Origin of the sequence: Microcoleus sp. Pol12B5, from assembly GCF_036701335.1 — a bacterium.
Lineage (GTDB): Bacteria > Cyanobacteriota > Cyanobacteriia > Cyanobacteriales > Microcoleaceae > Microcoleus.
The window spans coordinates 31,227-46,458 of record NZ_JAUBQQ010000007.1; the positions used below are offsets into that span (position 1 = coordinate 31,227).

General features: G+C 46.2%; 13 protein-coding genes. 6 read left to right on the forward strand and 7 right to left on the reverse strand.

Translation table 11 applies throughout. The features are described 5' to 3' along the window. Positions 1 to 19 precede the first annotated feature (19 nt). Genes QUA24_RS06075 through tyrS form a run of 3 tightly spaced genes read right to left on the reverse strand, consistent with a single transcriptional unit; the run spans position 20 to position 2,638 of the window. Positions 20 to 616: a hypothetical protein gene (locus tag QUA24_RS06075; protein WP_333228042.1), complete on the reverse strand. Its 597-nt coding sequence runs from the start codon at positions 614 to 616 to the stop codon at positions 20 to 22. 36 nt (positions 617 to 652) lie between these two features. After that, positions 653 to 1,363 (reverse strand): orotidine-5'-phosphate decarboxylase, encoded by a 711-nt coding sequence (gene pyrF / locus QUA24_RS06080; protein ID WP_333228045.1) that lies wholly within the window; start codon positions 1,361 to 1,363, stop codon positions 653 to 655. Between the two features lie 42 nt (positions 1,364 to 1,405). Beyond that, positions 1,406 to 2,638, reverse strand: a complete 1,233-nt coding sequence (gene tyrS, locus QUA24_RS06085; RefSeq protein ID WP_333228211.1) for a tyrosine--tRNA ligase — start codon at positions 2,636 to 2,638, stop codon at positions 1,406 to 1,408. Positions 2,639 to 2,938: 300 nt separating this feature from the next. On the opposite strand from tyrS, the gene QUA24_RS06090 reads away from it, so the two are divergent. Further along, positions 2,939 to 4,858, forward strand: a complete 1,920-nt coding sequence (locus QUA24_RS06090; protein WP_333228047.1) for a transglycosylase domain-containing protein — start codon at positions 2,939 to 2,941, stop codon at positions 4,856 to 4,858. Positions 4,859 to 4,868: 10 nt separating this feature from the next. Here the strand turns inward: QUA24_RS06090 and QUA24_RS06095 are convergent, their stop codons facing one another. From QUA24_RS06095 to QUA24_RS06110, 4 genes are all read right to left on the reverse strand, one after another. Continuing rightward, positions 4,869 to 5,000, reverse strand: coding sequence for a hypothetical protein (locus QUA24_RS06095; RefSeq protein ID WP_333228049.1), 132 nt, complete (start codon positions 4,998 to 5,000; stop codon positions 4,869 to 4,871). Between the two features lie 7 nt (positions 5,001 to 5,007). Next, entirely contained in the window at positions 5,008 to 5,331 is a 324-nt protein-coding gene (locus QUA24_RS06100; RefSeq protein ID WP_006632589.1) for a DUF1825 family protein, read from the reverse strand. A 224-nt stretch (positions 5,332 to 5,555) separates the two neighbouring features. Then, a complete protein-coding gene (gene lepB / locus QUA24_RS06105) occupies positions 5,556 to 6,149 on the reverse strand; it encodes a signal peptidase I (RefSeq protein ID WP_333228051.1) in 594 nt (197 codons plus the stop codon). Positions 6,150 to 6,545: 396 nt separating this feature from the next. Beyond that, positions 6,546 to 9,023 carry an ATP-dependent Clp protease ATP-binding subunit gene (locus QUA24_RS06110; RefSeq protein WP_190733781.1) on the reverse strand — a complete coding sequence of 826 codons (2,478 nt, stop codon included), beginning with the start codon at positions 9,021 to 9,023 and terminating at the stop codon, positions 6,546 to 6,548. Positions 9,024 to 9,788: 765 nt separating this feature from the next. Here QUA24_RS06110 and QUA24_RS06115 point away from each other — a divergent pair. The 5 genes from QUA24_RS06115 to QUA24_RS06135 all read left to right on the forward strand — a co-directional run bounded on the left by QUA24_RS06115 (position 9,789) and on the right by QUA24_RS06135 (position 15,126). Next, positions 9,789 to 11,183: a hypothetical protein gene (locus QUA24_RS06115; RefSeq protein ID WP_333228053.1), complete on the forward strand. Its 1,395-nt coding sequence runs from the start codon at positions 9,789 to 9,791 to the stop codon at positions 11,181 to 11,183. A 56-nt stretch (positions 11,184 to 11,239) separates the two neighbouring features. Next, positions 11,240 to 12,229 carry a DMT family transporter gene (locus QUA24_RS06120; protein WP_333228055.1) on the forward strand — a complete coding sequence of 330 codons (990 nt, stop codon included), beginning with the start codon at positions 11,240 to 11,242 and terminating at the stop codon, positions 12,227 to 12,229. Between the two features lie 51 nt (positions 12,230 to 12,280). Continuing rightward, positions 12,281 to 13,426 carry a mechanosensitive ion channel domain-containing protein gene (locus tag QUA24_RS06125; protein ID WP_333228057.1) on the forward strand — a complete coding sequence of 382 codons (1,146 nt, stop codon included), beginning with the start codon at positions 12,281 to 12,283 and terminating at the stop codon, positions 13,424 to 13,426. 232 nt (positions 13,427 to 13,658) lie between these two features. After that, entirely contained in the window at positions 13,659 to 14,600 is a 942-nt protein-coding gene (locus tag QUA24_RS06130; RefSeq protein WP_333228059.1) for a bestrophin family ion channel, read from the forward strand. A gap of 208 nt (positions 14,601 to 14,808) precedes the next feature. Beyond that, positions 14,809 to 15,126, forward strand: a complete 318-nt coding sequence (locus QUA24_RS06135; RefSeq protein ID WP_333228061.1) for a hypothetical protein — start codon at positions 14,809 to 14,811, stop codon at positions 15,124 to 15,126. Positions 15,127 to 15,232: the final 106 nt, after the last annotated feature.

Consider the following 15,232-nt stretch of genomic DNA (forward strand, 5'->3'; position numbering starts at 1 on the left):
CCCGCCCAAAAAATACAATTTAGTTGCGAGACAACTTATTTTTTGCCTGACAATCGCGCAACCACAAACGAATAGCCTCAGCAATTTCGCTTTCACTATCCTGTCCGAATAAAGGACGCACTTCCGCCACCGTACCATACCTAGAAACAATTTTTACTAACTCCCAGCCGTTCTTGGTTTTAGTGAAAAATAACCAATGATATTGTTCAATCTCGACTGGTTTTTCCGCGCGATACTGCCGTTCCAAAGTAGTAATGAAAACTTGAATGGCATTTTCAGGAAGTGCATCTTCAAAAGTTAAAGGTAACGGTTCAAACTCCGGGCGGCCGGCTAAAATTATTTGAGGCAGCGCGTAACCGGATGGTGTGTTTTTGTTAGGAGAAAAGTGCGATCGCACAATGACGCGATTAGCATAACTTGGCAAATCTTGCAACAGGCGATCGACCAAAGTTTCTAAATCAGCGGGACAGGGCGATCTGGCTAATAAACTATACCGATTTCCATTTAGACTGTTAGCATCATCGGTCGCAAGATCAACCGCCAGAGTCGGATATCCCACTGTAGATATTAGCAGATAAACACAGATAAACGCTGATGAAATTTTATCTGTGTTCATCTGTATTTACCTGCGCTTTAAAAAACCTTCATATTGTTATTCAATCTCTTCACAAATACGCGCAAAAGCCGCCACCGGATCCTCCGCAGCAGTAATTGGTCGCCCAATCACCAGATAATCCGCACCAGCTTTTAAAGCAGCCTTTGGAGTCATCGATCGTTTTTGATCGCCTCCATCGGCCCATTTCGGACGCACACCAGGGCAAACTAACAGAAAATCATCCCCGCAACTCATTCTTAACTGTTCCACCTCTTGCGGAGAACAAACAGCACCAGCTAAACCCGTTTCCTTAGCCAACAATGCCATGTGCAAAGCATATTCCGGCAACTCCAAAGGTATTTTTAACTCAAAAGCCAACTGTCGCGAATTCAAACTCGTCAACAGAGTAATTGCAATCAACTTAGGACTCGGTTGATCCACAGCCGCCGCCCCTTCAGTCAAAGCCAACTGTGCCGCTTTCAAAGCATCTTTACCACAAGTAGAATGGATAGTCAATAAATCCACATTATACTTAGCAGCAGCCCGACAAGCACCAGCCACAGTATTCGGGATATCGTGAAACTTCAAATCGAGAAAAATCCGCTTTTCCCGCTGTTTTAAAATCTCCAAAATCCCCGGCCCGGAACTCACAAACAGTTCCAAACCCACTTTCCAGAAAGATACTTGCGGCAGTTTGTCCAGAAGTGCGATCGCCTCTTCTTGACTCGAAACATCCAAAGCAACAATAATTCGATTATCAGCGTTCATCAGCGTTCATCTTCAGTATTCATCTGCGGTTAAAAAAGAGATTCAAGACACCAATCGCACAAACTTATTCTTCCCAACCTGCAAAACCTTACCGCATAAATCAGCCGGTGATTCAAAAGTAAGATTAACATCAGAAACCCGATCGCCCTCCAACTTCACCCCGCCCCCCTGCATCAACTTCCGCGCATCACCGCTGCTTTTACAAAGCCCGCTAGCACTGAGAATATAGAACAACTTAGCCGGAAACTGCACACTTGCCAAAGAAAACTCTGCCACAGCATCAGCTTGTCCCGCAGCACCTTTAACCAGCACAATTGCATCTTGTTGTGCGCGTTCCGCCGCCTCCGAACCGCGATACTGGCGCACCACATCCACAGCCAAAAGTTTCTGTTTTTCTCGCGGATTTTCGGGCAATTCATTAAGTGGCAAATCTGTCAATAGTTCAAAATATTGCGCGATCGAACTATCAGCAATTTTCTCCAACTTAGAATACATCGTCAGCGGGTCTTCCGACAAACCCACATAATTGTTCAAAGACTTCGACATCTTCTGCACCCCGTCAGTCCCGATCAAAATCGGCATCAGCAAACCAAACTGCGGTTTCATCCCAAAATGCCGCTGCAAATCTCTCCCCACCGCAATATTAAACTTTTGGTCAGTTCCCCCCAACTCAAGATCAGCTTCCAAAGCCACCGAGTCGTAACCCTGCATTAGTGGATACAGAAACTCATGCAGATAAATCGCATTTTCCTGCTGCATCCTGTTATCAAATCCCTCTTTAGCGAGCATCTGCTGCACCGTCATCGTGCCTAGCAGTTCCAAAATCTTCGCCATGTCCAATTTTGACAACCACTCGGAGTTATAGCGAATTTCCAAACGTCCGGGCGTCTCAAAATCTAGAATCGGACGCACTTGGTCTAAATAAGTCTTGGCATTTTCCGCCACTTGTTCGGCCGTCAACTGGCTTCGCATCTCGGACTTTCCTGTCGGATCGCCAATTCTTGCGGTAAAATCTCCGATGACCAGTACCGCTGTGTGACCAGCATCCTGAAAAGCTCGCAGCTTGCGGAAGCAAATGCTGTGTCCCAAGTGAATGTCGGCCCCTGTGGCGTCGATTCCCAGTTTGACTCGCAAAGGTCGATCGACTTTTGCCAGCAGTTGGGCTAAATTTTCGTCAGGGTTGCTAGAATCAGGTCGATCTGGAAAAATCTCGCTGACGCCGCGGTAAAGCGCTGAAAGGTTAGGAGTTATCATCGGGGAGCGATCGTCCATCATATTTTGCCAAAGTGCAGCAGAATTAGTTACACTCACTGGTTGACGCATAAAAACATAACTATCACGCTACTATAATCCGAAAGCTGACCGGCTTTCATTAGCTGACCCCGCCCAAAAACGGATACCAGCCCCCGACAACAGTCGTGGAGATCCCCAAATTTTAGACTCTTGTTCAAACTCCCAGATTCATCTGTGGAATAAATCTAAAATCTAAAATCTAAAATCGACTGACAGTCTCTAGGGTTCGCATCTAAAATTAAAAGTCTTAAACCCCAAATCGAGTGAGGAAGTGAAATCCACGTGTCAACCAACGCAGTCCGCAATAACACGGAAAACTCAGCCCCCGTATTCGAGTTTGTTCAGTCAGTCAGTAAAGTGACTGCCGGAACCATACTCAGCATGACAATGCTTGCCAGTTCCGTAGTCGCTGGTGGACTGGTTGGCTTAGCGATCAGCTTCCGCAATTTGCCAGATGTTCGGATCTTGCAAACCTACTCTCCCACAGAAACTACCCACATTTACGACATCAACGGCAAGCCGCTAGCCAGCATCCACGATGAAGCCAACCGGGATGTCGTACCCCTTGACCAAATCTCTCCGAACCTGAAACGAGCTGTTCTGGCGATCGAAGATAGCAACTTTTTCACCCACAAAGGCATCAACCCAGGCGGGATAGCCCGAGCTCTTCTAGTCAACCTAGAGAAAGGTAGAACCGTTGAAGGGGGCTCGACTATGACTATGCAGCTAGTCAAGAACCTGTTTCTTTCTCCCCAGTCAAAATTTAGTCGCAAGGTAGCTGAAGCGGTAATGTCTATCCGCTTGGAGCAAATTCTCAACAAAGACCAAATTCTGCAACTATACCTGAATCAAATCTACTTAGGTCACAACTTGTATGGCGTAGAGACAGCCTCTCGAAGCTATTTCAACAAGTCAGCAAGTAATTTGACTCTTTCAGAAGCAGCGATGCTGGCCGGCTTAATTTCTGCCCCCGAAGAATACAGTCCTTTCGTCAATTACAAGTTGGCAAAAGAGCGGCAAACAATCGTTTTAGGCCGCATGAAGGATCTTAAATGGATTACGCCCGCCCAAGAGACTGCTGCCCGCCAGGAAAAAATTAAGCTAGGCAAAATTACCTCTTTTGGTGGCTCTCAAGTTCCTTACGTAACACAAGCCGTAGTCCAGGAACTGACGAGGCGTTTCGGGCGAGATGCCGTGGTTAAGGGAGGAATGCGCGTTCAAACCACGATCGACCTCAAAATGCAGCGCATAGCCGAAGAAACCGTCAAAGCGTGGCACAATCGGCTTTACTACCAAGGGCTGTTTTACGATCGCGAGGAAGGTCAAATTGCCCTAGCCGCCGTCGATCCACGCACCCACTTCGTCAAAGCAATGGTGGGCGGCGTCGATTACGAAAAGAGTCAGTTCAACCGCGCCATTCAAGCACGTCGCCAGCCCGGATCTTCTTTTAAACCTTTTATCTACTACGCTGCCTTTGCTAGCGGCAAATACAGCCCCGATTCAGTTGTCTACGACTCCCCTGTCGGCTACCGCGACGGCGACGGCTATTACTACCCTCAAAACTACGGCGGCGGCTTCTCCGGTGCAGTCAGCATCCGCAGAGCTTTGGAAGTATCTCTCAACATTCCCGCTGTCAAGCTTGGCCAAGAAGTCGGATTGAATAAAGTGATTGAGATTTGCCGCGTACTCGGCATCAGAAGTCCGATGGAACCGGTGATTTCTTTGCCCTTGGGTGCCGTTGACCTCACTCCTTTAGAAATGGCCGGAGCTTTTGCTACCTTCGCGAACAACGGCTGGCATTCTGACACCACATTTATCGTGCAAGTTACTGACAGCAGCGGCAACGTATTGCTCGACAATACCCCCAAACCCAAATTAGTTCTCAACTCCTGGGCGGCCGCATCTGTCAACAGCGCCCTGCAAGGAGTAATTAGCAGCGGAACGGCAAGGGCGGCTCAACTTGGGCGGCCGGCTGCTGGGAAAACTGGTACAACTTCCTCAGAACGGGATATCTGGTTTGTGGGTTACGTGCCGCAGTTGTCGGTGGCTGTTTGGATGGGCAACGACAATTATAGACCGATGAGCTACGGTGCTACTGGTGGTACTATTGTCGCCCCTGTTTGGCGTGATTTTATGAGCCAAGCTTTGGAAGGTGTTCCCGCAGAAAGTTTCAAACCTGCTTCATCTTTTGAGCGGCCTTAATTATCAGTCATTAGTAATTGGGCATTGGGCATTGGGCATTGGGCATTGGGAATACTTTCTTTTTCTTCCTTCTTCCTTCTTCCTTCTTCCTGACATCCGTTACATCCGTCGAGCGAATCCGTTGCCGACTTTCCTTCTTCATTCTGACACTAGGATTGTTTTTCCAGCTCAGATTTCATCCGCTCCAGCGTTGAGTTCATTTGCTCAAACATCTGCTGGGGCGTGATGCCAAATTGATTGAGCTGTGTTTTTAACTGCTCTACAGTCATCTGAGCCATGAAGTCCTCAGAAAGCTCAAAGCGCTTCATAAAAATACGGTAGCGCTCCATCATAGATTCCATCTGAGCGATGAACATTTTCTTGCCTTCGCGATCGAATTTGCCGTAATTGCCACCTAGTTTGATGAGAGATTGATAGTCTTCAAACAACAGTTTGGCTTCTTGCTGAACAATTTCTGAATCAAAAAATCCCATAGCTTTCCTAATTTTTTAATATTCTACTAATTTTGATCTAGGCGAGAAATCCCGCTGCTTTTTCTAGTATTTTATCAGTTTCCGGAGGAAGTCCCTACCCCTTAAGGCGCAAGAATAAGTAGAAATTTCCGTACAGCATAAGGCATGGGAATGGGGCATTGGGCATTGGGCTTGCGATAACAACAGTCAACTGTCAACAGTCAACTGTCAACAGTCAACTGACTTCAAACTTCCCCGATGCGTTCTAGAGGCCAAAACCGCACTACAGCGCGGCCGATGATATTCTGCTTAGGTAAAAATCCCCACCTGCTGGAGTCGTTGCTGTTGTTACGGTTGTCTCCCATCACAAAGTATTCATTTTCTGGGACACGATAAGGCCCCCACTGGTATTTAGGAGGTTCGGCAATATATTTTTCGAGGAGGGGTTGGTCGTTGAGATAAACTAAACCTTTTTTAACGGCGACGGTTTGACCAGGTAAGCCAATTACCCGCTTGATGAATGCTTGGTCTTGGGTAAAGCCTTGTTCTTGCAACTTTTCCGGGGGAGTAAAGACTACGATGTCGCCAGTTTTTGGAGGTTCGAGGTAGTAGGAGATTTTTTCGACTACGACGCGATCGCCCACGTGCAAAGTGGGTACCATAGAATCTGAGGGTATGTAGCGCGGTTCGGCGACCAAGGCTCGAATCACTATGGCTAAGCTCAAAGCAATAATCACTATCTGAAGATTTTCTCGCTGCGACTTCCACGCTTTTTGCCACCAGCTTTCAGGCGGATTTTCTGCTACTTCTGTACCCAAATTCTTTTTTTCAGATGTCATGAAAATCCTCGCTATATAGTTGCCACTAATTATCTGATTAAGCTCATCAGCATTTAAATTGCATCTCAATAAATAATTCAACAATGAGCGATTTGGGCACGCGAACCCGCCCCAAATATACAATTTAAATGCTGATTAGCTTACCTTGAAGAAGGTTGCTGTTAATTACTAGACTTGAAGTGCAGGCATTGGCAAAAAATCTACAAATGCTTCTGCGTTGCATCTACGGTTTCCCTATCAATCAAAGATTTATGCAATAAGTCTACTCTTGATATTAACTCATAAAAAAGGCAGAGAATTTAAATTCTCTACCTTTTTTATGTGAGGTTTTTGAGTTTTTTGCGATCGCGAGATTGGTTATTTCCCAACTTAACTCGCGATCGCACTTACTCAAACTTACTCAGCGCCTTGGGGGAGCAATTCCCGCTTTTGACCTTGCAGCACCTTAACAATTCCGTCCTCGCCCACATCCACAACAGCGGTGTCGCCGTCTTTGATGCGGCCAGAAAGGATTTCCTCAGCCAAGCTGTCTTCCAGCAAGCGCATAATGGCGCGGCGCAGGGGTCGAGCTCCGTAGCTGGGGTTGTAGCCTTCTTCTACCAAGCGTTCTTTGAATTTTTCGGTCACTTCCAGGGTGATGCCCTGTTCTGTCAAACGACCGAACACTTCTTTGAGCATGATGACCGCAATTTCCTTGACTTCTTCCTTGTTCAACTGGCGGAAGACGATAATTTCGTCGAGTCGGTTGAGGAATTCGGGGCGGAAGTAGTTTTTGAGTTCTTCGTTAACCAAAGAACGAATGCGGTTGTAATTAGCATCGGCTTGGTTGTCGCTGAACTCGAAACCGAGACCGCCGCCGCCTTTTTCAATCACCTTAGAACCGATGTTTGAGGTCATAATCAGCAGCGTATTTTTGAAGTCTACGGTGCGACCTTTGGCATCTGTTAAGCGGCCGTCTTCCAATATTTGCAACAGCATATTGAAGACATCGGGGTGGGCTTTTTCGATTTCGTCGAACAGCACGACGGTGTAAGGACGGCGGCGGACTGCTTCTGTGAGTTGGCCGCCTTCGTTGTAGCCGACGTAGCCCGGAGGGGAACCGATGAGTTTGGAGACGGTGTGCCGTTCCATGTACTCCGACATATCCAGCCGAATCATCGCATCTTCGGAACCGAAGAAGTAGCCGGCTAGGGCTTTGGTGAGTTCGGTTTTGCCGACGCCGGTAGGCCCGGAGAAGATGAAACTGGCGATCGGGCGATTGGGATTTTTCAAGCCAACGCGAGCGCGACGGATGGCGCGGGAAACGGCTTTCACTGCTTCTTCCTGGCCGATCAAGCGCTGGTGCAAGGTATCTTCCATGTGCAGTAGCTTTTCGGATTCGGATTCGGTCAGTTTGTTGACCGGGACTCCCGTCCAGCTTGCCACGATTTGAGCGATATCTTCTTCGGTGACTACTGGCGATGGGTCGGTTTCGCCGGTGCGGGCCGAGTCGGTTTTTTTGGCTTGGGAAATAGCGCGAATTTCGGCTTTGATGGTCATTTCCCGATCGCGCAATTCGCCGGCTTTGTCAAAGTCTTGAGAACGCACCGCTTCGTCTTTATCTTTGAGGACTTGGCGGAGTTCTTTGTCAAGTTCTTTAGCTGCGGGGGGCAGTTGGGAGTTGATCAAGCGGACTCTAGAACCAGCTTCGTCTACCAAGTCAATTGCTTTGTCTGGGAGGAAGCGATCGGAGATGTATCGGTGAGAGAGTTTGGCTGCGGCTTCCAGGGCCGTGTCCAAGATTTTCAGCTTGTGGTGCTGTTCGTAGCGTTCTCGCAGACCGAAGAGAATCTCGATCGTCTCGTCAACGGTGGGTTCGCCGACCATGACGGGCTGGAAGCGCCGTTCTAGGGCTGCATCGCGCTCGATGTGCTTGCGGTACTCGTCGAGGGTCGTAGCGCCGATACATTGGAGTTCGCCTCTTGCCAGAGCCGGCTTGAGGATGTTCGCTGCGTCGATCGCCCCTTCCGCCGCACCTGCACCGATCAAAGTGTGCACTTCGTCAATCACCAAAATCACGTTACCCGCCGTCCGGATTTCGTCCATGATTTTTTTGAGGCGTTCTTCAAATTCGCCCCGGTATTTCGTACCGGCAACCAGCAAGCCGATGTCGAGGGTGACGACGCGCTTGTCTTCGAGGATATCTGGGATGTCGTTGTTAGCGATGCGCTGGGCCAGGCCTTCGGCGATCGCGGTTTTGCCGACTCCGGGTTCCCCGATGAGCACCGGGTTATTTTTGGTGCGGCGACCGAGGATTTGAATTACCCGTTCAATTTCTTTTTGGCGTCCGACTACTGGGTCTAGTTTGCCATCGACCGCCATTTGAGTGAGGTTGGCTCCAAATTCATCGAGGGTTGGGGTTTTGGTGCGAGCGCCGCCGCCAGTGGCTGCGACTTCTGCGGTTTCTCCCAGCATCCGAATCACTTGGGTGCGGACTTTCGACAAGTCTACTCCCAGGTTTTCTAAGACTCTGGCCGCTACTCCTTCACCTTCGCGGATCAGGCCGAGCAGCAGGTGTTCAGTACCTATATAGTTGTGTCCGAGTTGGCGAGCTTCTTCTAGGGATAGTTCTAGAACCCGCTTGGCGCGGGGGGTGAACGGAATTTCTACTGCTACGAAGCCGGAACCGCGCCCGATGATTTTTTCCACTTCAATCCGAGCGTCTTTGAGGTTGACCCCCATTGATTTGAGGACTTTAGCTGCAACCCCGGTTCCTTCACCGATCAGACCCAGGAGGATCTGTTCTGTCCCTACGAAGTTGTGACCCAGGCGGCGAGCTTCTTCCTGGGCCAACATGATTACTTTTATTGCTTTTTCTGTGAAGCGTTCAAACATGATTTATTCCCATCACCTGCTGCTATGTGCCCGTTTCGAGGTCACGCTCGCACGACGAGCGTTTGTGTTCGAGTGTTAACTCGTACTGCTTATTCTAGCGCGACACTCCCAACCTATCTGCCGCACTCGGCTGCGGTTGCAGATTCCAGGCTCATGTTGCAGGGTGGCTTTCAACTGGGAAGACCCAAATGGTGGCTGACCTACAACCTCCCCTAGACTGCAAGAAGATTGCTCTTCTCGGCCCGTGCCCAACCTACGACTGCGTATTGATGGATTCTAGCATAATCTTTTTGGCTGTCATGTAGGTGCAAAAGTGATAATTCTCGAAGTACAGGCCGGGTTTTGCACAAAACTTATTAGTTTGATGGGCGATCGATCCCCTAAACTCATCCTTAAGCAGCAGCCCATCTCCCGAATATGTTGGTTTGGGAGGGCGACAGCGAGCTGGGCTTTTTTTATCTAAAATTTTGCCCCCGATTCATTGAAGATTTGGGTAGTCTTCATGTTGTCAGTTGTGCGATCGCTCCTGAGCAATTAGTGAGTGTTACTACACTCCGAGGAGTTTGGCTCAGACTATACTCAGCATGGTTCAAGACCTTGCTTTCGTAGCAGAGTGCTGTGGTCGTTAACTCCTGTGACTTAAAAGTCTGAAACTTCAATTTTGGAAAAGAATTGAAATCCTGGTTAAAATCCCAAGAACATGGGATAAAGACATAATCAAACTAATCAACTTATTATTTTAGGATTATAAATTGTAGATATCAAATGGTAGAAGCTATCAAACTTAACAATAATCAAACCACCACAGCCGATTGGCGACTAACTCCTGGCTACTTGCATGAAGGTCGATCGGATTTTGAATCAGCACATATTTTGTTAGGTCGTTTCTTAGCCGACAGAACCTCAGAAGACCCGTTGGTAGAAAAACAACTATTTGCTAGCGATGGCATTTTTGAGTGGGGACACGCCAAGCCTTTAGAAAAAGTGATTAATTCACAGTCAGACTTGGAGTTTCTACTGTTGCATCCCAATTTGTTACGCAACTGTATTACTATTATCGAACCTTGGGAACACGTAGGCGTTAACGCTAAGGGCGAAGATGTTCGGGCTTCCAAAAATGTCGCCTACATTGCTCAGAAAGTCGCCGATATGGACTCAGTATTACTACCTGTTTGGTCAACAGGAGTCCTCGATCCAGAAATAGTTGTTCCCGCAATTAACTCTGGTTATGCAGTGGTAGTCGAAGGCGGCGATCCATCGACATACGATGCCTCCACTTGGACAAGTCCGGCCTGTCCGCGAGAGGATATGTTTGCATTAGTGGAAAAATTGCTGATTTCGCGATCGCCCACCAGTGCCCCCGCAATATTCATTTGTGTGGGACACCAGTTAGCTGCTGAATGTCATATACGGCTCATCCGTCGTGCAGTCAAACAAGTCCTCAATATGACATCTTTAGAACGCGATAAGGAGAATAAAGCACTGCGATCGTTGCAAGAAGTCTGCCAGCGCATCGAAGCAATGGGCAAGACATTGCCAGTCAAAAAGCGTGATGGACGAGTTGTTGCGAATGGCTGGAATGACGAGCATTTTGCCGTGACGCTCAATGAATTAAAAGAAGTAGGCGATTGCGTGTTGTTGCCTTATCAGTCTCCCGACGGCGATGCCTTGGGTATTCCTTGGGAACTCATTCATGCCCACGATGTAACGGCTGATGCACATGAAGGTGTGATTGACACAACGATTCAATACGAGCGTGAAGTATCAATTTCGATGTTTCATTCGGATGAAGTCAACGAAGAAGCAATATTGTTTGCAAACTGGGCTTACCGCAGTATTCATGACGCTATTGTTCCCTATCGGCACATCATCGCTGGAAGCGCTATGTCATGGCTGATACAACTGCCCGATTCCCTGGAAATCCTCTGTTCTACAGCAGCGGATGGCACCATACTTACGGAATGTTCGGCTACCTGCATCAACTACAAAGACTTTGAAACTAAGAAAATTAGACGCTCGTTTACTTGCCAGTTCCATCCAGAACTGCTCTCCGATTTGCGTGCGATCGGTAACAGTGAAGCTCCTTCCTATTCAACTTTAAAAAATGATGATGGTGTGCGCTTATTTGTCCGGCTGCTGTATGCGGGAATGCAAGAGTAATGCTATTAGCTTGCGCCACCTTTTGCTTGGCGCAATTACTACTTTGAAGGGTGAAGATGACAATTGAACTGAAACCACCACAGCAACAGATAGAGCAGAGACCAGGTGCGATCACGCAGGAACCCCAAGAGAGTATCGGACTAACTTCATTATTTCTGGCGATCCTTGCCTTATCCTTTGCCGCCATCTTCATCAGATTGAGCGAACGGGAACTCGGTCCGGTTGCGACGATATTCAATCGCTTCTGGGTAGGTACTGTGATCTTAGGATTAGGGAATCTGTTCAAGACATTGAGCGAAAGACACTCCCACGACTCCTTCCTCCAAAAGCAACATTACACCAGCATCGATCTAGTCTTGTTGCTGGCAATGAGTGTTTTTTTCTCAAGCACCTTAATCAGTTGGGCTTGGTCTCTAACTCAGACCAGTGTGGCAAACTCTAATCTATTACATAACGTAACCCCCCTTTTCACCACGCTGATAGGATGGCTATTTCTCAGTCAATCTTTTGATGGCAGATTCCTCATTGGCATGGTAGTCGCCATCACCGGATCAATCTTAATTGGACTAGGTGATTTGCATATAGGGAGTGATAATTTTACAGGTGACTCACTTGCCATCCTATCTGCAGTCTTTTCTGCCGCCAATCTGCTGACTGTAGAAAAACTTCGAGCCAAGTTTTCAGCGACAACGATACTTTTGTGGTGTTCCTTTTTCGGGGCAGTATTAACTTTCCCCATCGTTTTGCTAACGGAAGATGTATTTTTTCCCTCTTCTTGGGCTGGGTGGTTGGCAATAATTGCCCAAGCCTTGGTCTGCCAAGTTTTGGGTCAAAGCCTTCAGGCTTATAACCTCAAAGGATTTTCTTCTGGCTTCGTTGCCGTCTTCCTGTTGCTAGATCCAGTGATTACTGCCATACTTGCTTGGATAATCTTTTCGGAACAGTTAAGTCCTCTAAACTGGTTGGCGTTTTCTGTAGTTTTGGCAGGCATATACCTGGCAAAGTCTAGCCAAGGAAGCGACAAAGTTACCCCTTTGGAAAGTTAAAAGCCAAAAAAATATTTCTTCTGTGTTTAAGTAATGGAGGTTTTTAGTTAGATGGAAATCATTTGGAAACAAATTAAGGAAAAGCTACTTGATTCACACATAACTGTTGCACACATACCGCTGACTAAAATAGTTCTAGTCGTCATTATTATCACGCTCACACAACTGTTGAGAGGATTGTTCTTTTCGATTGCCATCAAGAGAATCAAGCTTCTTACTAACGGAACGGAGACCACACTGGACGATGAGTTAGTTGAGATTCTAGAGCAACCATCAGGGTGGCTAATTTTCATCGCTGGACTTTGGATAGTGCAGGTGATTTTGGTAGAGAATATCAAGCCTCAAGTAAGCGAGACGCTAGCTAAGATTCTCAGTCTGAGCGCTATTGTTACGGTTGCATATATTGTTTACCGCGCCTCTCCACTGTTGGGAGAGATACTGAGAAAACTGACGCTGAACACCAAAACCGAACTAGACGACTTGCTCGTACCCTACGTGCCTCGTCTGTTTCAGACGGTGGCACTCGCTGTTGTAGTGTTAAAGGCTAGCGAGTTGTTGTTAGGAGCATCTGCAAGTGCGCTCATTGGTCTATTAGGTGGAGCGGGAATCACGTTCGGTTTGTTGGTTAAAGACATTATTTATGACTGGTTTTGTACCATCATTATTTATACAGATAATCTATATCGACCTGGTGACTGGGTGATGGTGGAGGGAATAGATGGTAGTGTTCAAGTTTTAGAGATTGGCATCAGAACTACAAAGCTTCGTCTAGCAAAATGGGATTCTATCAAAAAGATACCTAATTCCAAAATGATTACGGGAATTGTCGAGAATTGGTCGCAAAATCCAGCGTCAGAAAAATCATTTGGCATTAATTTGAGTCTCAAAATTGACAGTGTTTCTGCAGAAAAAACTGCGATAATTTGCGAGGCAATTCAGAAAGTACCTACCTCTATTAATTCCTTACATGAAAGGTGTTTTGTTTGGCTAGACAGACTTGAACAGAATGCTCGAGTCATAAATATTCGAGCCTTTAATAACAATCTGGATTTATACTTTGACGCTTGTCACGAATTGAATTTAGCCATCTTATCACTACTGGAAAAAGAGGGTATAGATACCCTGCATCTGGAATTTAGAACATACCTCGGAAGTTATAAGCCAACTTTGGAAATAGCTTGTAAAGTGATAAGTTGACGTTGCACTTTCCCAGGGATAAGGGAGCGCGATCACTACCTGTGTTGCCAACTGAAGTATCGATTTCAAGGCTCCACTCGGAGGAAGTCAACGAATAAGCAATCTTGTTTGCAAATTGCACTTACCCCAGTATTCATGATGCGATTGTTCCCTATTGGCACATCATAGCTGGCAGCGCTCTATCATTGCCGATCCAAATGCCCGATGCCAAAGATCAATTATTCAATTAAGAATGAAAACAAAAACTAAAAACTGGTTTAAACTTGCTTTTCAGTTCAGAGGCTCAGTTATTTTAGCCATTTATCAACGAGTTATTGGGTTTGGTCTGTTTAGTTTTTTTGTGTCTGTACTTTACTATTTCAAACTCCCTGTATCTCAACCTATTTTGGGAAGTATTATTCCCAGCATTGTCTTAGGCTTATTACTGGTTTTTCGTACTAATACCGCTTACGAAAGGTTTTGGGAAGGTCGTAGATTATGGGGAAATTTAGTCAACGACGCCCGTAACATGGTTTGGCAAATTGGGGCAATGATGAACGATATTGAACCAGAAGATCGAGCCAAAAGAATTGGAGTCATTCGCATAGTAGCTGCTTTACCTGTGGCCTGTAAATTGTATCTTAGGTCAGAACCTGTAAATAGCGAATTAGAAGAATTGATGTCTCGATCTCAGTATTTGCAGCTAAAGACAATCAATAATCCACCGCTACAAATAGTCTTTTGGATAGGAGATTATCTACAACAGCAGTATCAACGTGGTAACGCTGTCTTACATTACGGTCATGTAGTTTTTCTGCAAGCTACTCTGAAGAGTATGATGGAGTCTTTAGGACACTGCGAACGCATTTTAAGAACGCCCCTCCCCCTAGCTTATTCCATTCATCTCAAGCAACTACTATTAATTTACTGCCTGTTATTGCCTTTCCAGCTAGTTAAAGATTTGGGCTGGGGGACAGGCTTGTTTGTTAGTTTGATTAGTTTTACGTTACTTGGCATTGAAGAAATTGGTCTGGAAATAGAAAACCCGTTTGGTTATGATACCAACGACTTGCCTCTTGATGCTATTTGCAACACAATCAAATACGACATTGAAGAGTTTCTCACTTGTAACCCCCACCTCAAACTTAATCCCGATAAAATTTACCAAGAAGATTGGTCTGATAAACAATTGTAACAATTTGATGCCTAAAAAAACAATGAATTTTGAGGTAATATAAATTGTGAGGACTTACCCACAAACTATACTTGTAGTGTGCGCATAAAGCACCTTACTACTATAGATAGTAGAATAAGAGAAGGAATGCAGCGTAAGTCCTGTTGGTTTCATTGCTAAAAAAAAATACTTAGGTGAGTACCTAAAACTAGGAACAGGAAAATATCCAATGAAATTAGACAAGTTTGTACTAGCACAAAATATGGCATTTCTAATAGCCATTCCACCAGAAAGTAATTTGGCGAAATTGCTCTCCTTTTGCTTAGCGACAAAGGCTAGAAAAAAGACGACCGGAACAGACATCTTAAAAATAACCTGTGACCTAATGGAAAACCCATCTAATTTGCCCTATTGGACTCAAGACGTGATGGGGCTAGATTTAGATTACACCAGTGAAGAGTGGAAAGCTTTAGGAGAAATGGGCATCAACGATGCAGAGGAGTTTATGGCTGCCCTCTTGCAAGAGTTGGAAAATTTGACTTTGTAATATTTGGTCCTGGCGTCACCAAAGAAACTCTCAAATTCCAAAAACTATATCAAAAGCACTCATCAGAGCCACATAAGTAGGTAGGCGGCATTAAACAGAGCCATGT